16 protein-coding genes and 1 tRNA gene are annotated in these 22,122 nt (G+C 60.5%); 7 read left to right on the top strand and 10 right to left on the bottom strand.

All coding sequences use genetic code 11. The annotated features are described in order from the left end of the window. Positions 1–124: 124 nt before the first annotated feature. Both MEFOE_RS03715 and MEFOE_RS03710 read left to right on the top strand, forming a co-directional pair. Entirely contained in the window at positions 125–1,135 is a 1,011-nt protein-coding gene (locus MEFOE_RS03715) for a transcription initiation factor IIB (RefSeq protein WP_067048511.1), read from the top strand. Positions 1,136–1,273: 138 nt separating this feature from the next. Beyond that, a tRNA-Ala gene (locus MEFOE_RS03710) sits at positions 1,274–1,345 on the top strand. Between the two features lie 89 nt (positions 1,346–1,434). Here the strand turns inward: MEFOE_RS03710 and MEFOE_RS03705 are convergent. Together MEFOE_RS03705 and MEFOE_RS03700 are read right to left on the bottom strand one after the other, a co-directional pair. Then, positions 1,435–5,361 (bottom strand): lectin like domain-containing protein, encoded by a 3,927-nt coding sequence (locus tag MEFOE_RS03705; RefSeq protein WP_067048508.1) that lies wholly within the window; start codon positions 5,359–5,361, stop codon positions 1,435–1,437. Between the two features lie 611 nt (positions 5,362–5,972). Further along, positions 5,973–9,518 carry a lectin like domain-containing protein gene (locus MEFOE_RS03700; RefSeq protein WP_083523317.1) on the bottom strand — a complete coding sequence of 1,182 codons (3,546 nt, stop codon included), beginning with the start codon at positions 9,516–9,518 and terminating at the stop codon, positions 5,973–5,975. Positions 9,519–9,869: 351 nt separating this feature from the next. On the opposite strand from MEFOE_RS03700, the gene MEFOE_RS03695 reads away from it, so the two are divergent. Beyond that, positions 9,870–10,583 carry a TIGR00266 family protein gene (locus MEFOE_RS03695; protein WP_067048503.1) on the top strand — a complete coding sequence of 238 codons (714 nt, stop codon included), beginning with the start codon at positions 9,870–9,872 and terminating at the stop codon, positions 10,581–10,583. Between the two features lie 15 nt (positions 10,584–10,598). On the opposite strand, the gene MEFOE_RS03690 is transcribed toward MEFOE_RS03695, so the two are convergent. From MEFOE_RS03690 to MEFOE_RS03665, 6 genes are all read right to left on the bottom strand, one after another. Continuing rightward, positions 10,599–10,793, bottom strand: coding sequence for a hypothetical protein (locus MEFOE_RS03690; RefSeq protein ID WP_067048500.1), 195 nt, complete (start codon positions 10,791–10,793; stop codon positions 10,599–10,601). Between the two features lie 49 nt (positions 10,794–10,842). Next, positions 10,843–11,190: a hypothetical protein gene (locus MEFOE_RS03685; protein WP_067048498.1), complete on the bottom strand. Its 348-nt coding sequence runs from the start codon at positions 11,188–11,190 to the stop codon at positions 10,843–10,845. A 147-nt stretch (positions 11,191–11,337) separates the two neighbouring features. Then, complete coding sequence (locus MEFOE_RS03680; protein ID WP_083523316.1) at positions 11,338–13,449, bottom strand: KAP family NTPase; 2,112 nt, start codon at positions 13,447–13,449, stop codon at positions 11,338–11,340. Between the two features lie 51 nt (positions 13,450–13,500). Then, positions 13,501–14,361, bottom strand: a complete 861-nt coding sequence (thiL, locus tag MEFOE_RS03675) for a thiamine-phosphate kinase (RefSeq protein WP_067048490.1) — start codon at positions 14,359–14,361, stop codon at positions 13,501–13,503. Then, complete coding sequence (locus MEFOE_RS03670; protein ID WP_067048487.1) at positions 14,354–16,321, bottom strand: DUF460 domain-containing protein; 1,968 nt, start codon at positions 16,319–16,321, stop codon at positions 14,354–14,356. The genes thiL and MEFOE_RS03670 overlap by 8 nt, the downstream gene beginning before the upstream one ends. Continuing rightward, complete coding sequence (locus tag MEFOE_RS03665) at positions 16,318–17,175, bottom strand: RIO1 family regulatory kinase/ATPase domain-containing protein (RefSeq protein ID WP_067048483.1); 858 nt, start codon at positions 17,173–17,175, stop codon at positions 16,318–16,320. Before MEFOE_RS03665 ends, MEFOE_RS03670 begins: the two co-directional genes overlap by 4 nt. Positions 17,176–17,228: 53 nt before the next feature. On the opposite strand from MEFOE_RS03665, the gene MEFOE_RS03660 reads away from it, so the two are divergent. The 3 genes from MEFOE_RS03660 to MEFOE_RS03650 all read left to right on the top strand — a co-directional run bounded on the left by MEFOE_RS03660 (position 17,229) and on the right by MEFOE_RS03650 (position 19,208). Next, positions 17,229–17,936, top strand: coding sequence for an adenine nucleotide alpha hydrolase family protein (locus MEFOE_RS03660; RefSeq protein ID WP_067048481.1), 708 nt, complete (start codon positions 17,229–17,231; stop codon positions 17,934–17,936). Between the two features lie 16 nt (positions 17,937–17,952). Continuing rightward, complete coding sequence (locus tag MEFOE_RS03655) at positions 17,953–18,138, top strand: hypothetical protein (RefSeq protein WP_067048478.1); 186 nt, start codon at positions 17,953–17,955, stop codon at positions 18,136–18,138. Positions 18,139–18,458: 320 nt separating this feature from the next. After that, positions 18,459–19,208 carry an NAD+ synthase gene (locus MEFOE_RS03650; protein WP_067048475.1) on the top strand — a complete coding sequence of 250 codons (750 nt, stop codon included), beginning with the start codon at positions 18,459–18,461 and terminating at the stop codon, positions 19,206–19,208. Here MEFOE_RS03650 and MEFOE_RS03645 read toward each other — a convergent pair. Next, on the bottom strand, positions 19,153–19,899 hold the full coding sequence (locus MEFOE_RS03645) for a glucose-6-phosphate isomerase family protein (protein ID WP_067048471.1): 747 nt from the start codon (positions 19,897–19,899) through the stop codon (positions 19,153–19,155). The two genes, MEFOE_RS03650 and MEFOE_RS03645, sit on opposite strands and share 56 nt — an antisense overlap. After that, positions 19,899–21,185: a COG1361 S-layer family protein gene (locus MEFOE_RS03640; protein WP_067048468.1), complete on the bottom strand. Its 1,287-nt coding sequence runs from the start codon at positions 21,183–21,185 to the stop codon at positions 19,899–19,901. The genes MEFOE_RS03645 and MEFOE_RS03640 overlap by 1 nt, the downstream gene beginning before the upstream one ends. 66 nt (positions 21,186–21,251) lie before the next feature. Here MEFOE_RS03640 and MEFOE_RS03635 point away from each other — a divergent pair, with 66 nt between their 5' ends. Beyond that, a complete protein-coding gene (locus MEFOE_RS03635) occupies positions 21,252–22,016 on the top strand; it encodes a TrmB family transcriptional regulator (protein WP_067048465.1) in 765 nt (254 codons plus the stop codon). Positions 22,017–22,122: the final 106 nt, after the last annotated feature.

The raw sequence follows: 22,122 nt of genomic DNA, 5'->3' as shown, positions 1-22,122 counted from the left end.
CGAGACCGGCCGGGAAAGTTGTTGACATCTTCGGGAATGTGGCCTCGCCGTATGCTGCGGTCGTCTGCAAGGGGGCCTGTAGCGGACACGTGGGAGAGAAACTGTATACCAAGGGTGATGGAAAATGGCAGAAATCGAGAAATTAAAGGCGCTTCAGAGCGAGCGTGAGGCCCTGAAGAAACGTGTACGGACGACAGTGCGGGAGACGGAGAAGAAACGCGAGGAAACGACCGAGAATGTCTGTCCCGAGTGCGGCAGCCGGCAGCTTGTCCACGACTATGAGCGTGCCGAACTTGTCTGCAAGAACTGCGGCCTCGTCCTCGACGAGGAGTTCATCGACCGCGGCCCGGAGTGGCGTGCCTTCGACCATGACCAGCGGGTGAAGCGGTCCCGTGTCGGTGCGCCGATGACCTTTACCATTCACGACAAGGGTCTTTCGACGATGATCGACTGGCGGAACCGCGACAGTTATGGCCGTGCCATCTCCTCGAAGAACAGGGCGCAGCTGTACCGTCTTCGTAAGTGGCAGCGGAGGATCCGGGTCTCGAACGCCACAGAGAGGAACCTCGCCTTCGCGCTCTCCGAACTGGACCGTATGGCCTCGGCCCTCGGCCTGCCGCGGAACGTGCGGGAGACCGCTGCGGTCATCTACCGCGACGCTGTGGACAAGAACCTGATCAGGGGCAGGTCCATTGAGGGCGTGGCCGCGGCCGCGCTGTATGCGGCGTGCCGCCAGTGCTCGGTGCCGCGTACGCTCGACGAGATCGCCGAGGTGTCCCGTGTCTCCAGAAAAGAGATCGGGCGCACCTACCGGTTCATCTCCCGCGAACTCGGCCTCAAGCTCCTGCCGACCTCGCCGATCGACTACGTGCCCCGCTTCTGCTCCGGCCTCACCCTCAAAGGCGAGGTGCAGAGCCGCGCCGTGGAGATCCTGCGGCAGGCTGGCGAGCGTGAACTGACGAGCGGCAGGGGGCCGACCGGTGTTGCGGCCGCCGCCATCTACATCTCCTCGATCCTCTCGGGGGAGAGGCGGACCCAGCGCGAGGTCGCCGAGGTAGCGGGTGTCACCGAGATGACGATCCGGAACCGGTACAAGGAACTCGCCGAGAAACTCGATATCGAGATCATTCTCTGATCTCCTTTTTTTCGGGGCGCGTGCGTGTCCCGCTCTGCCGGATGGTCACGGGCACTGGCCCGGGGCGCCGGAATGGGAACAGATATAAGGGAACAGAGGCAAAAGTACTGGGCAGGATCAGGCACTGATCAGGCATAAGGGCTCGTAGATCAGGGGAAGATCGCATCGTTCGCAACGATGAGGCCGCGGGTTCAAATCCCGCCGGGTCCATCCATTTTGAAGCGTCATTGTCAGGAGGCAACGCCCCGTACCGTTTCTTTTCTGTCCCGTCGTCCTGACGATCACCGAAAAAAAGAGTGTTACCTCCGCCGCAGAAGGAGGAGGGCGCCGAGCGCAAGCAGGGGGGTGAAAAGGAGCAGACTCTGCCGCGGGGTGGTGGCGGGGGGCATTGCACCCTGTGCTTCCGTCAGTGTCGCCAGACCGGCGGCGCTCTGGTTCAGCGTGGGGACGGGGGTTGCTTCAACCGGCGTCGTATTTACCTCTGAACCGGCCGCGGGAGGTGTCTTCGTCTGTCCGGGCAGCACCGCCTTCCCCTCTGCGACCGCAAAGTACGAGAAACCCGGCGAGACGGCGCGATAGACGACACGACCGCCCTCCTCACGGAGCACCTCTGTCGGGAGCGCCGTCCAGGTTCCGTCATGGTAGCGCCAGAGGACGACACTGCCGGGCGCGAGGCCCTGCTCCTTCAGCCAGGACATCGGCACGGAGAAGGTGAAGACCGCTTCTGAGATCGCATTGTCGGTGGTGTAGGTGAGGTTTGCAGCCAGGTACTGGTACACCGGGGCGTCCAGGCCGGCAGGCCCGAAGGACGCCGGGGCGATGGTCAGCATGATGCCGTCGATCCGCTGCCCTGCCGTGACATTGACCATCGTCACCGCCGAACCCGTGAAGTGCAGCGAGGCAGTGGCACCGGCATTCAGGTTGCCTGAGGCCCCGACCGTGCCGTCCGACGAGGAGTCGCCGGAATCGGGCGATGTGGTCGCATATGCCTCAAATCTGTCCATCAATGGATAGAGATCGGTTTCAGTCTCCGCGATCGAGAAAGGCGTATCGCCGATGCCGTCGCCGTTTGCATCTGTTCCCTCATACGTGCTCCAGTAGTTGCCGGCGAAATTCCTGTACCCGGTCCCGTGGTACCAGTAGTTCAATTCAGACGGGGAGTGCCAGGAGACGACAGGAGCGGCCATCCTGGTGTCGGTCAGAGCGAGGCTGTCACCTGGGAGAGACGCAAGTACGCTCTGCACCGCCGGCACCTGATCGACCGGCAGGTCGTCGAGGGATTCTTCGAGAGAAAAGGCCCGATCATTGGCCTGCACCGTCATAAGCCCCCCTGGTGCGGGCGTGCAGATAAAGGAATTCATATAGACAGAGAAGGACCCAGAGCCCTCTTCATCTTCGACCACCGGATAGTATGTCCCTGAGAAGGTGTTTCTGGTCATGGAGGTGTTGCCTCCGTCCAGGACGGCCATCGCACCCGCACCTTCAACGCTGTTCCCGGCGATCGTGGCGTTACTGGCGACGATATACATTCCAACACCTCCGTCCCCGTAGGTTACCGTGTTGTCCGCTACATTTGCAGCGGCACAGCCCCCGATTCTGATCCCACCGTCGTTACCGTTCAGGACATTCGCCGAGAGGTTCAGGTTCCCGAGGTTCTCACCTATAAAACCGAACACGGGAGAACCGGCCACCGTATTGTTCGTCACGCTGAGATTCGTCCCGTAGTCCGGAATTCCGTTAGCAAGGATCCCGTATTCAGATGCGTTGACGATATTGTCACGGACCTCGCTGTCTGGAGAGAGGAACATAAAAATACCGATTGCCGGCGATCCTGCGATCCTGTTGCCCGAGATCGTCTGGTCCTGACCAAGGTATGAGTAGACGCCGAAAAGCTCGACACCGTCGAAGGCGTTGCCCTCCACCTGCGTATGCGGACATCCCGACAGCATGATCCCATAGTTGACATTGCGTCCGAACCGGTTCTCAGAGATAGTCAGGTCTTCGGACCGGATAGCGCACACTCCGGCCGACACGTTCTCGAAGGTGGTGTTCGCGACCGTGAGGCCCTGCGTGTCGAGAGCCAGGATGCCGTACGCCAGGTGGTCCAGGGAGAGATCCCTGACCGCGACATCGCTCGCGTTGACGCAGATCACCGCCCCGGCGTCAGCGCCGACGGTGACGCCTGAAACCCCTTCGAGGTAGACGACCGGGCGGCCGTCGACCGTGTTGCCGGTGTCGATGTCATTGCCGGGCGAGGGGTTATCGTATGCATATACGAGGTTGCGGAGGTTGTCGGTCATCGAGGTGTTTCTGAGGGTGAGACCGGTCACATCCCCGATCTCAAGCCCGACCTCGCTCCCGGTGACCGCAACGTCATGCACCGTAAGATCGTCGCCTTCGAGAAGAACGCCGGTACCGTCGTACGCGTCCTCGCCGTCCCTGACCACATTGAAACCCTCGAATACAGCGTTATTTGCCGAAATGGTTACGCCGCAATCGGCGTCGCCCGGATCGATCGTCGGGAGGCCGGTGCCGGTGTCGGTCCCGAGCAGCGAGATCGTTCTGTTCACGACGACGTGCTCATCATAGGTGCCGCTCTCCACCCAGACCGTCTCGCCCGCCCTGGCCGCATCGACGGCCCCCTGGATGGTGGTATAGTCGCGGGGCACCACGATGGCGTCGGTGGAAAACGCCTTGATGCAGACGTTGGTGTTGGAGAATCCAGCTATCTGCGTCAGGTCAGACCATGCGTCGCCGTCGACGCTCACATAACTCTCGCCAGGGTTGGCCGTGGCATTGCTCGAATAATCCGCGATCGGCTTCTCCACGACAAGGGGATAGGTGTCGGTGGGGGCGTCGACCTTCAGGACCACCGAGAAGGTCTGGCCCGGTGTGAGGGCGACTGATTCGGGGAGGGGGACGGTGTGGTAGCCGGGAAGGTCGGCGGTGCCCGAGACCCATGTGGCGGGACCGGAGGCGTTGCCCGGCGGGGAGTCGATGTCGCAGAAGATCGCAACGACGTACTCGGTGTCAGGTTCACGGGTGGAGAAACTCACCGACCGCAGGTCTTCATAACTGTCGGCGGTGAAGACATTGGCACCATAAAGCGTCGTGAAACTGCCGGCGCCGATACTCTCGGTCCACCCCAGGGGGTCGTACTGGTAGGCATGGTCTGGAGAATCGGCGGCCTCGCCGGTGAAGAGGACCGTACTATAATCGGCACGTTTGATGATGGAGGAGTACTCACCACTGAAACCGCCGAGTTCGGGCTCGTAATAGGAGATATAGAAGTAGCCGCCGTCGCCGACACCCTCGCCCCACGAGTTCTTCACGATGAAGGCGCCGGGGCCGGGCGGGGCGACCTTGAAGTTCGCCGCCGGGAACGTGTCGTCCCAGCCGACGAGGGCGACCGCGTGCCCGCCGTCGATCTTATATGTCCCATTGTCGGGGCGGTAATAGGTCAGGTAGTTGTCTTTGAAGCAGGTCCAGTTCACCGTAAAGCCGACCCAGAGGGCCCCTCGGTCGCGGATTGCCTCCTTTATCAGGTCGTTGTCGAGGGGTCCGTCACGCGGAGGGAGGAAGGTGACGTTCTGGACATGCATCACCGGCGGCAGGTCGGTCGGCGAGATGTTCTGTGGCAGGGGAAGATCATAGGGGTCGTCGGACTCGTTCAACGGCCCGGACCACCGGGAGAGGTAGGCGGTGGACATGAAGGCCTGACCGCCGTCGTAGGGGCCGCGGTCGAAGCCGTCAGGATAGAGGTTCGAGCAGAGGTCCTTCATGTTGTTCTCTGAGAAGTCCCATGCAACGCCGGTGTCGGTGAGCAGGGTCGACTCAAGGGAGGCGTAGGTGGCGAAGGCCCAGCAACTCCCGGCCTTTCCCTGGTCACGCACAGGCGTGAGGCGCCCCTCGTCCCTGAGGTCGAAGGTGGAGGGTAGATCGTTCGACCCGACAGAACCGGCGATCTGGTCCGACCAGACGAGCGTGGCAGGCGCCGGGCGGAGACCGGTCATGGGATAGGGGGCATCCGGGGGGAGCGAGGCGAGAGTGCAGGCCCGAACGGTAGCGTACTCCGTCGTCTCCTGGTCGTCGACATATTCAAGGAAGGCGGGGTTGAGAGGGGCCGCCTCGAATGTCTCTCCGGACACGCCCGGCACGGCAAGCAGGGCGATCACTGCACAGAGAGTCAGCAGGGGAATAAGTCTGAGGGTTGTCGTGAGAATCACCAGAGATGAGATGTATCTGAGAGATATGGCATCAAACTACCATATTAACTCATCGTGATCATTGCAGCGATAATACATGCGATTTGCGGATATATCGACGTTTTAGATACGCTCATGCTCTGAGCGATACTCTCTCGCGTACTTCACTCAGAGGGTGTGAAGCCACCACCTTTCCCCGCAGTACGGAGGGCGAACCTCGCCGACCCGGGCACTCAGAAAATGGGCATTCAACGATTAGAATCCGAGGTCATCCCAAAACTGATCATACCCTCTGTCCTGTCGAGGGAATGATCGGTATGTGGTTCTGAAAAATCCTGTTCTGGCGTCTTGTCCGGGGGGTTTCACCCCCTGATCCCCCCATCATTGCGAGAGGGGGTGGAGGGCAATCTCCTTCATCAGGATCTCTGTTCTCTCTTCCCCGGCCCTATCCTGTTTCGGGGGTCCGGGGGCATCAATCCCCCGGCAGAGAGGTAGGGGAAGGCGGTGGTTTCGCACGATTTTTCATGGTATTCGGGAAGACATCGACCCGATCATGAAATTTTCTCCCGAGTTCAGCATGCGGGGAAAGGGGAATGAACGAGAGTTTTGGGATATGCTCTCCAAAAAAAAGTTCAGCGTCTCCTTCTGAAAAGGAAGGCAACGCATACTGCCGCACCCAGGGGTACGACAGGGAAGACAGGGCTCTGCTGCGGGGTGAGGGGCGGCGCCGGTGCAGGCGTCGCGGTGTGCATGGCCGTCACATTCTCCGCCGGCAGGGGAGTCATGTGCACGGCGGTCGCGTTCGCCGCGGCTGATGCAGTGACCTCTGCAGGCACAGGCGCGGTCACCGCCGCGGTAGGGTCGGGACCGGGCGCAATGGCGAAGTACGAGAAGCCCGGCGAGACAGCACGGAAAAAGACACTGTCGGCAGTCTCCCTGACGATCTCAGTCTGGAGAGGCGCCCAGGTGCCGTTGTGGTAGCGCCAGAGGGCGACACTGCCGGGCGCGAGGCCCTGCTCCCTCAGCCAGGACGCCGGCACGGAGAAGGTGAAGACCGCTTCGGAGATGGCGTCGTCGGTCGTGTACGTCAGGTCGGCCTGGATGTACTGGTAGACGGGACCGTCGATGCCCTCGGGGCCGTCGGTCACAGGTTCGAGGGTGATCATGACGCCGTCGATCCTCCCTGCGGCCGTGAGGGAGACGCTGGAGACCGCCGTCCTGTCGAAGGAGAGGGTGGTGGAATCACCGGGGTTCAGGTCTCCCGAGGCGCCGGTCGAACTGTCCGAATCGCTCCCATCGGATGGCGGGGGAGGTACGGAGAGGACGTACCGGTCTGCCGGTGCGACCAGCGGGCAGGTGTCGTTGAGGCCTGTGGTGGAGTACGGCGTCTCGCCGACGCCGTCGCCGTCGGTGTCGGTGCCGGCATAGTCGTCCCAGAAGTTGCCGAGGGCATGGGTGAAGTAGGTACCGTTATAGCGGTACGAAACCGGCGCGGGAGAGTTCAGGGCGACCGCGTGCCCGGCGGGGAGGTTGCCGCCGCTGTTGTTCCTGAAGGTGTTCTGCCAGAGGGCCGTATCGCCCGGCGTCGCGGCGAAAATGAACGCACCCACCCCATTGTCGGCGATGAGCGAACCGGTGACGGTGGCTGCCGTGCAGTCGAAACAGGAGAGCCCTGCGTAATCGTTGCCCACGAAGGCAGAGGCATCGATGAGGAGATCGTCAGAGACCCTGCAGATCGCCCCTCCATAATTGCCGGTGGCCGTGACATTCCTGACGGTGACGCCTGTCGAGTTGGCGACGACGAGGCCGACATATGTGCCGGAGAGGGTGAGATCCTCCGCGGTGATGTTCCGGCACCCGAAGAGGTAGACCATACCTGCGTCGTCGGGCACGACCGCGTCCTCCCGTCCGGTCCAGACATAGACAGGTCTGCCGTCGACGGTGGTCGTCCCGTCCACCGCGACGGTATCCTCATAGCCCGGCAGAGGGACGAGGCGGAAATTCCACCTGTTCCCTGTCATCGCGGTCCGGGACACCCGACCATCCCTCACGCCGTCGAGGGCAAGGCCTGTCCCGCCATTTCCGGCGGCGACGCAGTCCGTCAGCGTAAAGGATCCCGAGGAACGTACGGCGATCCCGTCGTCATCACATCCGGAGACGTCGCACCGGAACAGGGCCGCACCGCTGGTTTCATGGATCAGAATGCCGGTGCTGTTGGCCCTGCTGATATTTGCCCGGAAAATGACAGACCTGGACACACCCTCAAGAACAACGCCATCGCCGCTGCAGTCGGTGACGGTCGGGTTCATGAAGAGAGTGTCATTGCCGGCGATCCTGACGCCGTCGCCACCATTGGTAAGAGTGAGGCCCCGGACGGTGATGTTCGACCCGGTCAGGGTGAGGGCTGTCCCGCCGTTCCCGTCGATGACGGCGTCGCTGGACCCGGCAAGGGTGAGGGGGTGGTCGACGACGACATTCTCGACATAGACCCCGTCTCCGACACGGACCATCTGACCCGGCAGGGCAGCATCGATGGCCTCCTGGATGGTGGCATAGTCCTCAGGCACCCTGAGGGGGTCGCGCGTGAAGACCTTGATGCAGATGTTGGTGTTCGGGTAATCTGCGGTCAGGTCTTTCCAGTGCACCCCGTCGGCGCTTACATAACTCTGGCCGGGTCCGGCGGTGGCGTTGCTCGAATAACCCCGGAACGGCATCTCAACGGCGAGAGGGTGGGTGTCGGTCGGGGCGGTGAGTTTGAGGGTCACCAGGATACTGTCGCCCGGCGCAAGAGGTAACGACATTTTGAAGGGGACGGTGTGGTACCCGGGGAGCGCCATCGTCCCGTCTGCAACGGATGCATAGCGGAGGAGACCTCCCTGCCCGAGATAGACCATGACCTCATAGTCGGTGCCTGGTTCGCGGGTGTAGAAACTCACGGCATTCAGGTCTTCGTAGCGCTCCGCAATGAAGACATTCGCACCGTACGCCGTCGTCGAGTCGCCGAAACTAGCGGTCCACCCGAGGGGGTCATACTGGTACACATGGTCGTGGGTCTCGACCGATTCGCCGGTGAAGAGTACGGCCGCCAGGTCATCACCGATATACGTTTTGCTCCGATTCAGGAAGCGCCCGAAATACCGGTCATAGTACGAGATATAGAAGTAGCCGTTGTCCCCCGACGATGTACTCCATGAGTTTTTGGCGATGAAGGCGCCGTCGCCGGGCGGGGTCTCGACGAAGTTCGCCGCCGGGTAGGTGTCGTCCCAGCCGACGATGAGGACGGCGTGGCCGCCGTCGATCTTTGCGGTGCTGTTCTCGGGCAGGTAGTAGGTGATCGCACTCGGCCCGAAACAGGAGAGGTTCACCTGGAAAGACGTATAGAGGCCGCCTTCATCCTTGATTGTCGCCTTGATCAGGTCGTTGTCGAGGGGGCCCGACCGCGGCGGGAGGAAGGTGACGTTCTGGACATGCATCACCGGCGCAAGACCGGAAGGCGATGTCGAGGACGGGACAGGGAGGATGTAGGGATCATCGCTCTCGTCCACCGGTCCCGACCACCGGGTGAGATACGCTGTCGCCATGAAGGGGTTGCCACCGTCGCAGGGCCCCCAGTCGAAGCCATGGGTGTTCTTCAGGTTGTTCTCAGAGAGGTCCCACGTACCCAGACCGTCGGTGAGGAGCGTGGACTCCAGGGACCCGAGGGAGGCGAAGGCCCAGCAGGACCCGCACTCCCCCTGGTCCTTCACAGGGGTGAGGCGGCCTTCGTCGGCGAGGTTGAAATAGGACTCGGAGGGCGGGGTGGAGAGAGTTGAGAACGAATCTTCAGACCAGACAAGGGTGACGGGCGAGGGAATAAGTCCGTCCAGAGGGGGGAAGGATTCATTCTCCGGAGTCTCAGGAACGGCCGCACAGAGGAGCGCAATGCCGTTTTCAGCCAGGGCCGCATCCTTCTCCTCCTGATACCGGACAAATGCCGGGTTCAGGGGTGCTGCCTCCACGCGAACGTCGGCGCCGGCGGTCAGGGAGTCGCCTGCACCGGGGAAAGGTCCCTGTTCGTCCGGAGAGAGGAGGAGAACCGTATCAGGGAGTGCGGCCGCACAGGGTATGCCGGAAAGGGCAAGCCCCACACAGACGAGCAGTATCGTAAGATATCGTTGTCGGGGGGTCATGGATCTCATCTTCAGTACGATTTTCAGAATATAGGATAAAATAGGATAAATAACAGCCCATTATGATGCACGATAAAGAATATGTGATAAAATAAGAATAGAGCTCGATTAAAAAGAAAAAAAAGTGATATAATGTGAAGCGCCATTAAAGAAAAAAAATCATCCGCCATCTCTCAGTCCATGAAAAAGCAGGAAAGCAGTGCGTAGATACACAGGACAATGACGCTGAAAAAGCAGACATGCCCATCATCTGTCATGAAGGGACAGACCAATGTCGCACATGGAGAGAGAGGACGGAAATTTTCCGCCCGGAAAATGCGAAACCTGATATGTTCCCCTTCTGAAGATCTGAGGTAGACCATGAGATACGAGATTATCGGGGACAACCTCCAGATGGTGAAACTCACCCTCTCCCCTGGCGAGAAGATCAATGCCGAGGCCGGCGCCATGGTGAACATGAGCGGGAACATGCAGATGGACTCCCACATGAAGGGCGGCCTCTTCGGCGGACTCAAGAGGATGCTCACCAATGAGAGCCTCTTCCTGACCGAGTTCACCCCCCAGGGCCGGGAAGGCTTCGTCTCCTTCGCCGGGAACGTGCCCGGTCGGATCTTCCCGGTGGACGTGAACGGGAAGGAGTTCATCGCCCAGAAGGACGCCTACCTCTGCTCAGAGGAGGGCGTGAACCTCGACATCGCCTTCACGAAGAAGTTGCGGTCGGGGTTCTTCGGCGGTGAGGGTTTCATCCTCCAGCGCCTCCACGGGAACGGCAGGGTCTTCCTCCACTGCTGCGGCGACACCATCGAGATGGACCTCGCGGCCGGGGAGACGGTGCGGGTGGAAACCGGCCTCGTGGTCGGATTCGACGCGACCGTCGATTATTCCATCGAACTTGCCGGCGGCGTGAAGACGGTCTTCTTCGGCGGCGAAGGCCTCTTCCTGACCACCCTTACAGGGCCGGGCAAGGTCGTCCTCCAGTCGATGGACATCGCGAAACTCGCCTCCTCCCTGATGCCCTTCCTGCCCCACGACTCATCGGGGAGCGGCACGGGCGGGTTCCAGATCGGGATCTGAACACCTCTCTCTTTTTCATTCCCCTGTCGCGATCCCGAACCGCCGCATCAGGCGGGTGATAGCAGCGTCGGCAAGGACGATCGCGGCGGCCGAGGCCAGGACGGCGAGGACCTGGTCGTGCCAGATGCCCCGTACAATAGTGCCGGCAGCAAGACCGGCAAGGACTGCCGCAAAAAGAGCCAGGAGTGTCGCTCTCGGGAGGACGTACATCTAATCAGCATAGGAGAGAGAGAGGATAATCCTTTCCCGGTTGTAGAATCTATTCTCCCTCCTCCGCCCACCTGTGCATGTAGCCCCGCGCCGGGAGGGGCGTGCCGTCGGCAAAGACCCCGTGTTCCGCGACGACCCGGCCGATAGCCGTCGCCTCCACCCCGGCCACAGGGAAATTCCCGGCGGGGAGGGGGAGACGGGCTGTCTCCACCGCGAAACCGCACTCGTTCACCCCGAGCATGTCGTGGAGGGAGAGGGAAAGCCCGTCGGAGATGTCCATCATCGCCGTCGCCCCGGCGGCGTTGAGGGCGATCCCCGCGGCGACGCGGGGTTGCGGGGCGATGAGCCTCTGCCAGAAACCTTCGTAGCCGGAGAGCGCCGCCTGCGCCCCATCCATCACGATCCCTCAGCGTCTTTCACGACCTCAACCTTGCGGCCTGTTTCCGCGCCTTGATGATGGATCGGATCCCCCCGCTCGCCGCAGGTGTAATCTCAGTCAACGGTTCTGACCATACCACCGTCAAAGCCCTCGGGATTTACGTCGTCAGGGAGATTCTTCAGTCTCATTGATAATACTCATGAAAGCTTCTCTCTGACGTTCTGTAAGATCAATTTTGGACTCAACAAGATGGCGAGCTCGACTCTTTAATTCACCAGGATTGATGAACTCACTGATACTCTCTGAAGAAAGAACCCAATGCATCTCTGGCATTACGTCATCAATAGACTGGGGGAATGATGTCGATATAAATCGATCTAAGAACAGCAGCAACCCATCGTCATCATGAATTGTTTCCTCGATCCATGATCTGGCTTCTTCATCATGTCCATTCTGTTTCCAGAAATACAATACTCGTCCAAGAAGAGGGGTACCAATAAGAGAACCCTCCTGAGAAGACTGCCGAATCTTTTCCAATGCCAATTCTTCAAATACCGTCAAACGTTCAAGGCTTAGGATCTGTTCTTCATCAGGTTTCCTTTTCGCACCATATTTCCCGTGCTCTCTGCCATACATCGTGATCAATTTCGCAGTTAAAGAGATCGAATTTCCTTGAGAGATCGCATCTTTCAGCAGGATAAAGCGGCTTGCCTCATCCAAGCGATCAAAGAGTCTCCATATAACCCGAAGTATCAGAATATCAGTATTGTAATACAAGATACGCGGCACATCATCTTCCAGGGGGATGAGATCGTCACCAACCTTAAAAAAAGCGGAAATTATGGAAGGGATCGCAGATTCTGGGATATCGTCAGCGGCATGATCAGAGAGGCATTCCAAAAAATATGATAGTTTAGAAGGACTCAGTCTTTGTTTTTGATGAGTCAGATTTATCAATTCCTGTCCAAATATCTCAGGTTTATTTACAGACTCAAGGATCGACTGAACTTCAGCGTGGGACATCTGACCTTGGTGCAAAGAGAGTCTGAAATATGTATCAAAATGTTCTGAGGTACATACTCGAAGATTTTTTCTCCAGAGGGGTAAATAATCGCTCCCATAAGATGGACCCCCTAATAAATACCCGATCTTAGGAAAAATTCTGACGAGCAACTTTTTCACAGACTCCTGATCCTGTTCAGATATTTGCTTGATTTGTGTATCCAGTCTCTTCTGTATGCTTTTATCAGGGTCAGGATCTAAGCCGATATCAACAGGCCCTACGATAATTTCTCCAGATCCCTGGATGAAAGAATACATAGAAGGGCAGAACAGTCTCAGGCATTCTATCGCAATAAAATCAATCGGGTTGACCTCTCCCATCACGGCAGGATATGTAAGGGACAATGCGTTGAAAAAACGTTGCACATCCCGGGGAGAGTTCACAAAATGATCTATACCATCAAAGTAAACATTTTCCCAGTATGTTTGATCCCATAAATTTTCAGGAGTGCCTTCAAGAACGTCATCTATTTTTTTGAAAAAAATGGTTCTCAGCAACGTTTTATCAGGATCCGGGAGATCATAACCTGCTTGAACGATTTTTTCAAGATACTTTGCCCCTTCAAAACCTTGGACCGAATTTAAAGCCCTGTTTACGATTTGTTTATCGAATGCAAGTAAATAGACAACATTTGGAAAATCGGCAATGTCCTTGATGACCGTGAATAGTAACCTGATCTCCTCTGCACTGAGTCGGTCAATATCATCGATGATGATCAAAATTTGCCGATTTTTCTGCTTTAGAGATCTCTTGATCTCTTCTTTCAAAGCAGGGACATCACGTTTTGTAGGATCAGCCTTATCTGCAATATAATTCACCGTCTGCACAATGGGGATCTTAATTGGAGAAAGTGCCTCCGCAAATTGGGCCAATAATTTTGCACAATCGGCAGATGCCCCAAACCACTTGCTTGCACTCCCGATAAACTGGTTAAAAAAACTCCTGATGAGATCTTCCCGTCCAGAAAACCACCAGGGATGAAAATCCATGATCAATGGTTTGGTCGGTTCACAACTTTGCTCAATGTAATATTTTACAAAACTAAGGAGAGTTGTCTTCCCAGATCCCCATTCTCCATAGATTGCAACAACAAAACCCTGAGGATTGAACATCTTTGGTATGGCATCTGCGAGATTTTTTGCAAAAGGAGCGATATCAAGACTATCATCGGCTGGATCTTCGAGAGGGGCATCATTAGAATAGAAAATCTCCATACACGGCAATATGAGGGGAGAGGCTATTAAGATTGCATTTTGATTGAGACTTTATTCCTCCCACCTGTGCATGTAGCCCTGCGCCGGCAGCGGTCGCCCGTCGGCAAAGACCCCGTGCTCCGCGACGACCCGGCCGATGGCCGTCGCCTCCACCCCTGCCACAGGGAAATTCCCGGCGGGGATGGTGAAGAGGAGTTCAAAGTCACCGCCGCCGGAGAGCGCGAACTCCCTCCCCTTGTCCTCCGGCACGCCCGCAGGGAGGGGGAGGCGGGCCGTCTCCACCGCGAAACCGCAGTCGTTCACCCCGAGCATGTCGTGGAGGGACATCGCAAGGCCGTCGGAGATGTCCATCATCGCCGTCGCCCCCGCGGCATTGAGGGCAAGGCCCTCCGCGACGCGAGGCTGGGGGGCGATCAGCCTCTGCCAGTAGTCGTCGTACCCGGAGAGCGCCGCCTGCGCCCCGCCGAGGTACCCGGTGACGCAGACCAGGTCGCCGGGCGCGGCGCCCCGCCGCCCCACCACTTTCTCCGCCGTGCCGAGGCCGGTGGAGACGAGCGTCAGTTCGGTGTGGGCGTCGGTGTCTCCGCCGACGAGAGAGGCGCCATAGGTGCGGCAGCAGCGTGCCGCCCCCTCCGTGATCCCGGCAAGGCGTTCAGGACGGTCGAGGCCGGCGGCAAGGAGGAGGGCGAGAGGCCGCGCCCCCATCCCCGCGATGTCGGAGATCGTCACCGCCGCCACCATCCACCCGATATCCGCGTCCGTCATCCCGACAGGGAAGTCTGTCGTCTCGTGGAGCATGTCCGTCGAGAGGACAAGGCACTCCCCCCCGTGCGGGAGCACCGCACAGTCGTCTGCCGTCGCACCCTCGGGGAGGAGAGAGGAAACGGCCCGGATCAGAGCACGTTCATCCATGTTTCCGCACCTCCTTCTCCCTCTCGGTTCTGTACTCCTTGAAGACCTGATTGAGCATCGCCGCCTTCTTCCTCTTCTCATGCTCCGCGACAAGGACGCTCCACTTCTCCAGGGCCGCCGCAAAACGCCCCTCGTCCGCGACCCCGATCTTCCCCTGCACAACAAGCCCGATCGCAGAGGCCGGGACCAGGGGCAGGGAGGCCGTGAGGGCCGCGGCGACGAGGTGCTGGTCCTGCTCGTCGACCGAAGCTCCGGGCACGACCACCGCCGCCACCTGCAGGGCCGCGACCTCCCGCACCACACTCCGGCCCCACCCCCCGGTCGTCCCGACCGAGATCACGTCACCCTCGTCGATCCCGAGGTCTGCCGCGAGGCCGCCGACCGCGTCGTGGGTGAGAGAGGTGATCACCTTCACCGGCACCTGCCCCTCGCCGATCTGGAGCTCCTCCACCCGCTTCATCTGCTCGATCCGCTTCTTCAGGCTCTTGTTTCGCTTCTCCTCCTTCCGGAGAAGTTTCTTGAGGCTCTTTATGATCGCGTCCCTCTTCGTGATCTCGGTGTCCCTCTGGAGGTCACGGCCACGATCCGATCGTTCCCTCCTGATCTGCCGATTCAGTCGTGCAATCTCCCGGTCCTTCTCCGAGAGTCCTTCCTCCAGTTCCTGCACAAACTCCTTCAGGCGCTTTGCCGTCCGCTCAAGCTGGAGCAGCCTCTCCTCACGCTCGCCCTTCTCCGGCACCGGAGGAACCTCCTCGGCCGGCGGTTTCTCCTCGATCACGGGCGGGCGGCCTGAGAGCTCGGCGAGCACCGCCTCGATCGACCGCCCCCGCAGGACACCGGCCCGCACCTCGTCCAGGTCGAAACCGGGCGGCACCCTCTTTGCGATATTCAGGAACTTGTTCTTGTTCGACCTGTAGGCGTCCAGGGCCGCGGAGAGGGCGTCCCTCTCATGGGGGTTTGCATACCCTGTCCCGGCCGTCAGTTCGAGTTTACCCTCCACGCTCCTGTCCTGCGGGGGCACGTACGCAATCGCGTTGAAGGCTCGCCGCACCTTTTCCACGGTGTCGGGAATCGGCGTGACGTCGGAGGCGACGATCAGGGGCTTGCCCACTCCAGTGAGGTGCTCGATGATCTCGGCCGTCCCCATCTGGCGGGAGGAATAGAGGTCTACCACCTCGCCGTCGAGGTCCACCGCCCCGATGCCGGTCGTTGTGCCGGGGTCGATCCCGACAATAATGTACCGCCTCTTTCTCGTGAGGGGCCGGTACCGGATCCGATCAAGTTTCTTCCCCTCGACCCGCACCTGCGCGTCGGCGCCCGTATAGGCCCTGACCGGGATCTCACCCCGCGGCGCGTAGACCGTGAAGTCCACGCGGGAGAACCCGCCGAAGGCAAGGCGTTCGCTCTTCTCGTACCGCAGACCCGCGGCGACGAGACGCCCCTCCACCTCCCGGGCCTTCTCCCGCACAGCCCCGTGCATCTTGCGCACGTACCTGTTCTGGCTCCACCCCCCCCGTCCGGGCGAGCGGTGGCGGGAGACGGCGATCCCCGTCGTGTTCTCGAAGGCGACCACCTCCGCACCGCCGCCGAGATAGGCGATCCGCGCCGCCGCACCGGCCTCGGCAAAGGGGTCGGTCTTCTCCACCGCAAGATTGTACCTGGCCGCCACCTTCTGGAGGGTCTCTTTCCGCTCGCCGCCTGTCACCTGCACGAGCAGGGTCCGGGTCGGGAGGGTCTGCATGAAGGCAACGAGGGCGTGCTGGTCGGTGGCGAGTTCCTGAACCGAATCGGTGGCGAGGATATCGGGCTCCTCCACGGCGACGAGCCTGGAGAGCCTGAACGCCGTCACCTGCGAGGTCGAGACGACCGTCCCGTCCTCAAGAACGACGAGAGCGTACAGCGGCCGCTGGGTCCTTGACCGCACCGACCCCCTGATGATGTCGATCCCGAAGACCTTCACCTGACCACCAATCCCACCGCCTCCTCGGTGGGATAGTCTATCCTGTACTTCCTCCTGAAAAACCTGAGCACATTTTCGATATCGCGCCGCAGGATCACGTCGGCATTCGGGTGGTCGGTCCCGATCCACTGAGGCCAGTCGATGATCCAGACATCGCTGTCATCGACCATCACATTGTACTCGGAGAGGTCGCCGTGGATGAAACCCTTTGCATAGGCACGCCTCACATTCTCCAGGATCTTGTCGAGGACAGGCCGCGGCTCCTCAAGGGTGCACCGGTTGAGGTTCACCCCCGGTATCTGCGACATCACGACGACATGGCGGGAGCGCTCGATCGGCAGCGGCACCGATACCTCGGGAGAGAGGCGCTGGAGGGCGGTGAACTCCTGCTCGGCCGAGCACGCCGAGGCGAAGATCCAGGGGCAGTGCCCGGACTCCGGCATATAGCCCCGCTCTTTCCGCACCGCCTGGAAGGACTGCTGGCCCACATGGTGGAACTTCAGGATGACCGGGCCGAGGCCGAGGCCCTCGTAGACCTCCGACTCCTTGCCGACGCCAATAAGGCTGCCGAGTGCCGCGACCGCCCCTTTCTTCGTGAGGGTGTGGAGGGCGATGGTGTCGTACCCCCCGAAGATCAGGGCATAGCCCGGGTACGGGACGACATCATAGCGCACCATGTCCCACTCGATGAGGCGCAGGAGGCGATATTCGAGTTCCGAGTCAGACAACTTTGTCGAAGCCTTCAGGGCGTCCAGGGGTACCCACTCGTATCGCTGCATGAGCCGCTCGAGGGATAAGAGGACGCGAAGGTCGTATTTATGAAGCGCCCTGACGCGCTCTGGAGAAACTGGCATGAATACTACAGATTATATCAGGTGGCGGGATAAAAGTTGATTGGGTCAGGGCAATGAAGTGCTCAAAGTGCAGGAGAGAAGCCGTCATCTTCCAGCGTTATTCAGGGCTCCGCCTCTGCCGCGACCACTTCGTCGCCGACGTGGAGGCGAAGGCGAAACGGGAGATCAGGCGACAGCGCTGGTTGGCCACCGGCGACGTCATCGCCGTCCCCCTCCACCGGGATCCGGCATCGGTTGCCCTTCTCCGCTTCCTGGTGACGGCCTTCGGGGGGCGGCCCGACATCTCGGTCCTCGCCCTCGCCACGGACGGAGGGGACGACGCCGCCAGGCAGACCGCCCGGGACCTCGGCGTCCCCTGCCACGAGGTGACAGTCGGGCGCGACCCGGAAACGGCCGCACAGGACCTCGGGGCGACGAAGATCGCCGTCGGGACAGTCCTGGACGACATCGCTCTTGACGTGCTGGTGACCGCCCTCGAAGGCGGCGCCGACAGCCTGACAGGGTCCAGGGAAACAGAAACGTCTCCCCTCCCGCGGATCGCACCCTTCTCGACCATCCCCGCGGAGGAGGTCGCCCTCTATGCACGCCTCACCCTGGAACACGCCGTGGAGGCTCCCTCACCTGCCGCCAGAGGCCTCTGGGCCGATGCACAGGCCCTCCTGGACGACTATACCGGCCGCCACCCGGCGACGAAGTTCGCCCTCAAAAATCTCAGGGACGAACTCGCCGCGATTTGCCGGGACAGCGGGGGGATGCGATGAGGAGGCCGGGCACCCTGTGGCGGCAGGTCACGGCCATGCCGCGGGCCCGGACCAGGAGTGCTTCGGGAAAGAAGCGTGGGTGATCAGGGACGATTACGCCGCGGCCGCCACCGGGAAGAACGCCTGCATCGAGGATGCCGACACCGCGGTCGTCGCACCGGGCGACACACAGGTACTCCGGCGATTTTTCAGGACGGTATAATCTGGGCTCCATAGAAATCCTCATGCGCCAGTCGCGGGATATCCCTCTGGTCCAATGGAGGGATAGGCGGATCCACTGCCTTCCCCATACAGTCCACCGGGGAACTACCTCGAACACAGTACGGTTTTCTCGAACTCACTATCGCTCGTTGCCCCCGGATCCCGGGACGTAGAATTGACTCGGGAAAACCGAATTAAAAATACAGAGGAGGGCAAGTGCCATCCACCCTCTATCCGAATGGCAGGGGGACCAGGGGGCGGCAGCCCCCCGGCACAGGCCTCCAGAAAAGGGATTTTACAGAGACAGAGCAGGTGAAAGTCATGGAAAAAGAGATTGGATGCGTCATGGAAGCGGTGGACCAGATGATCCGCCACGCGGTATGGAGTGCCGGAGCAAAGGGAATCGTCGTCGGCGTCAGCGGAGGCGTGGACTCGGCCGTGGCTGCGGCCTTCGCCGCTCGTGCAATCGGGCCCGAGCACGTCGTCGGGATCGCCCTCCCGAGTGCGGTGACGAGAGCCGAAGACCTGGCGGACGCCGCGGAACTCTGCCGTTTTCTCGGGATAGAGCACCGGGTGATCTCGATCGAACCGGTGATGGAGGCCTACAGGCAGTACCCCGACCTCACCGCGACGCCATACCTCACCGGCAACCTGATGGCGAGGACGAGGATGGCGATCCTCTATGCGGTCGCGAACAGGGAGGGCCTGATGGTCTGCGGCACCTCGAACAGGACAGAGTACCTCCTCGGTTACTCCACCAAACACGGCGACGCAGCCGCGGACATCCAGCCCATCCTCCACCTGTACAAGACCGAGGTCTTCGCGGTGGCGAGGGCAATGCACCTGCCGCAGCAGGTCGTCGAAAAAGCGCCGTCGGCAGGCCTCTGGCCGGGCCAGACAGACGAAGGGGAACTCGGGGCCACCTACGCCGAAATCGACGCGGCACTGCGGGCGCTCGAAACGAAAGGGTGGACAGACCCCGAAACCGGGACCGAGGAACTGGTCTTAAAAAGGGTCAGGGCGTCCGAGCACAAACGGTCCGCACCGCCAAATCTCGCAGGCACGCGGTGAACTCAGGGGCGTAGCCCTCGGGGTTGGTGAGGTACCCGAGGCAGGACTCATTCCCGACAAGGGAGGAGAGCGGTGCCCCATGTGCAACACAGAATGCTTCGACCGGGGCGGGCACCGCAAGGCGCAGCAGTGCCGCCGTCCTGTACCGCGGGTTCCTCACCAGGGACCCGTCTGCCATCTCGTAATAGGCGGCGCCCTGCATCGCCACGTATTGTGTATAGTCGCTTTCAAAGGCGGTCGAGACGATATTTGCAAGGGCGAGCGCTTCAGCACCCGGGTTGATCGTCACATGGCCGTATCCGGGGGGGATCACCACGACGTCCCCTGCCACTGCCTCCACGAGCACGACATCGGAGGCGTCCCGCGTCTGGAGGAGGAAGTGCGCCTTGCCGGCAAGGACCTCATAGACCTCGGGATAGCCGATGCCGGCAGGGTTTGCCGGGTGGAAGTGCCCTTTTGTCTTGACGAACTCAGGGCCGACATGACCCGCCGGGATCACCGTCATGTCGTACCTCAGGGCATGGTCGGCGAGCCATGAATGCTCGTCCGGGGTCTTTGCAAGGTCCCGGTACATAAAATAGAGAGGGCGACCGGGGTCTTCACCCGCGGCTTCAGGGGCCGCCAGAACACCGGCCATGTCGGCGACAGTCCTGACATGGGCTTCTGGCAGTGGTCCGTCCCATGAATACATCACTCGGATGTGCGCCGTCTGTATATATAATACCCCGCCCCGATCAGGACGGCAATGATGACCGCGATAACGATCGGGTTCGTGAGGGCTCCCGCCAGCGGATCAGGCTTCACGACGGACACGGTCATCTTCATCGTGTCGGAGATCTGGCTGTTGTCCAGAGCGTCGCGGTACCGGATCTCGGAGTCGAGACCGTACTGCTTTACGGTCGCCTCCTTGTCCACGCTCACCGAGTAGTGGGCGACAGCGGTCTGGCCGGGTTCGAGGTCGCCGAGATAGGCGGTGTCGTCATTGGAGGTGAAGGGGTCGACGGCGCTGATCCGTGCCTGGGCATTGTAGGCGGTCGCCGAGCCGACATTCTTATAGGTGACGTCGATCGTCGCCTTCTGGCCGGGGTGCACGGTCGCCGCAGACGAGACGATGGTGAAGTCGATCTTTCCGCCGACGGGCACGCCGACGATCTCGGTGTCGGAGGTTTCCTTCTCACCATTGCTCTTCTCGTACTGGACCATCACATCGATCGGGTAGGACTGCGCCTCGGCGTCGTTGGAGGCCGAGACCTTGAAAGTGCACTCGACGACGTCGCCGGGGTTGAAGTCACCGATATAGACGCTCCCGTCGGTCGGGATCAGGGGGCTTGCACCGTCGCGGGCAAGTTTCGCGACAGCCTTCTGTGCATGCTCGAAGCCCGCGTTCCTGAGTTTCAGGGTGAGGTAACCCTCGGTCCCGACATTGATGTGGTCGGTCGAGACCTCGTCCACCTCAAGGTTGACATTGGACCTGACCGTGACCGTGAGGGGAAGGGTCACCGTCTTGTCACGGTACCCGGTCCGCAGGAGGGTGCTGCCGTCCTGGTCGGTCCAGTCGACGTACTGGTACTTCAGGGTCAGGGGGATGCCATAGGTGCCTGCCGGGGCATCTTTGTTGAACTTCACCAGGAAGGTGACAGGTTTGCTCACGCCGCCCTGGATGTCCCCGATCTGCTGGGCGTCAGACCTGATCTCAACAGGTGCGTCCCCTGCCGAAAGTCCGGCATTCACAAGCTTTGCGAGGTTCGGTGGGTCCTGCGGAGTGATCTTATTCGGATCGGTTACCATGACAGGGTTCACACCGCTGTTCGAGATGATCACCGTGACCGGCACCTCGGTACCGGGGACAAACTCGTTCGTGCCCGAGATGGCCGCAGACATATCAGGGCTGCCGTAGAGGTACTCTGTTCCCGCAAATGCAGGAACGGTGAGCGCCGCAAGGACCAGACCCAGAATACAGAATTTCCGGATATCCATGTATATGCACCGTGTTGTTTTTGTTGTAACAACATTTATCAGCGTACCATATAAATAGATAGTGTCATGCCCACTCCACCGGATTATGCCCGGAGCGTTGCCGAAGCGCTCAAAACCCTCGGGCTCACCAAATACGAAGCGCTCGTCTATGTCGCCCTCCTCCAGGTGACAAAGGCGACGGCGACCGAGATCCACGAACTCTCCGGGGTGCCACGCGCATCCGTGTATCCCGTCCTCGACCGCCTCCTCCAGAAGAACATGGTCACGGTCTCGCACACCACGCCCAAACGCTTCTCGGCCACGCCACCGGACGACGCCATCAACACCCTGATACGTGAGATCGAGGAGAAGGCGGCCTATGCAAAGGACGTCCTCGGGGAAATCTGGCAGGACCGGACCAGTATCGAGGGAGGGGACCAGGAACTGATCTGGAATATCCTCGGCGAGGCCAACATCACCAGTCGCCTCCGCGACCTCATCTACCAGGCCGGACGCGAGATCAGGATCATGGGGAGCTGGACCCTCCTGAAGGATCTCAGGGACGCACTCGGGGAGAGGGCCGGAGAGGTGCGGATCGAGGTGATCGCCGATCGCTGGGAGGGGGCTGTTCCTGAGGGCATCGCGGTCACGACCGCAATGCCACCCGTATGGCATGAAAAAGGAAAGATAGGCGACCGGGCAGGGATGCTCTTCGCTGACGGCACAAAGGTGATGGTGGCGATGGGGTCGCAGGGAGAGGCGCCGACCGCCCTCTTCTCCGAGGCTGAAGGTTTCGTCCGGTTTTTCTCCCGGTACTGGGACCTCATCCACGGTTTCGGTGAGAATAAATAGGGATATAGGCGCTGTAAAAATCCTCTTCTGGAGTGTCTCGTCCGGGGGGCTGCCGCCCCCCGGTCCCCCTGCCATGAGGATAGGGGGGTGGAGGGCAGTCCCCTCT

The sequence above is a fragment of the Methanofollis ethanolicus genome, from assembly GCF_001571385.1.
Lineage (GTDB): Archaea > Halobacteriota > Methanomicrobia > Methanomicrobiales > Methanofollaceae > Methanofollis > Methanofollis ethanolicus.
Note: the sequence above shows the minus strand (reverse complement) of the source record. Positions and strands in the feature narration are given on the sequence as shown.

Excerpts from the sequence above, each read along its gene's own strand:
- MEFOE_RS03650 (WP_067048475.1), top strand. The coding sequence starts at position 18,459 with ATGGAAAAAGAGATTGGATGCGTCATGGAAGCGGTGGACCAGATGATC.
- MEFOE_RS03645 (WP_067048471.1), bottom strand. The coding sequence starts at position 19,899 with ATGTATTCATGGGACGGACCACTGCCAGAAGCCCATGTCAGGACTGTC.
- MEFOE_RS03660 (WP_067048481.1), top strand. The coding sequence starts at position 17,229 with ATGAAGTGCTCAAAGTGCAGGAGAGAAGCCGTCATCTTCCAGCGTTAT.
- MEFOE_RS03690 (WP_067048500.1), bottom strand. The coding sequence starts at position 10,793 with ATGTACGTCCTCCCGAGAGCGACACTCCTGGCTCTTTTTGCGGCAGTC.
- thiL (WP_067048490.1), bottom strand. The coding sequence starts at position 14,361 with ATGGATGAACGTGCTCTGATCCGGGCCGTTTCCTCTCTCCTCCCCGAG.
- MEFOE_RS03680 (WP_083523316.1), bottom strand. The coding sequence starts at position 13,449 with ATGGAGATTTTCTATTCTAATGATGCCCCTCTCGAAGATCCAGCCGAT.
- MEFOE_RS03715 (WP_067048511.1), top strand. The coding sequence starts at position 125 with ATGGCAGAAATCGAGAAATTAAAGGCGCTTCAGAGCGAGCGTGAGGCC.
- MEFOE_RS03695 (WP_067048503.1), top strand. The coding sequence starts at position 9,870 with ATGAGATACGAGATTATCGGGGACAACCTCCAGATGGTGAAACTCACC.
- MEFOE_RS03685 (WP_067048498.1), bottom strand. The coding sequence starts at position 11,190 with ATGGATGGGGCGCAGGCGGCGCTCTCCGGCTACGAAGGTTTCTGGCAG.
- MEFOE_RS03700 (WP_083523317.1), bottom strand. The coding sequence starts at position 9,518 with ATGAGATCCATGACCCCCCGACAACGATATCTTACGATACTGCTCGTC.
- MEFOE_RS03635 (WP_067048465.1), top strand. The coding sequence starts at position 21,252 with ATGCCCACTCCACCGGATTATGCCCGGAGCGTTGCCGAAGCGCTCAAA.
- MEFOE_RS03640 (WP_067048468.1), bottom strand. The coding sequence starts at position 21,185 with ATGGATATCCGGAAATTCTGTATTCTGGGTCTGGTCCTTGCGGCGCTC.
- MEFOE_RS03665 (WP_067048483.1), bottom strand. The coding sequence starts at position 17,175 with ATGCCAGTTTCTCCAGAGCGCGTCAGGGCGCTTCATAAATACGACCTT.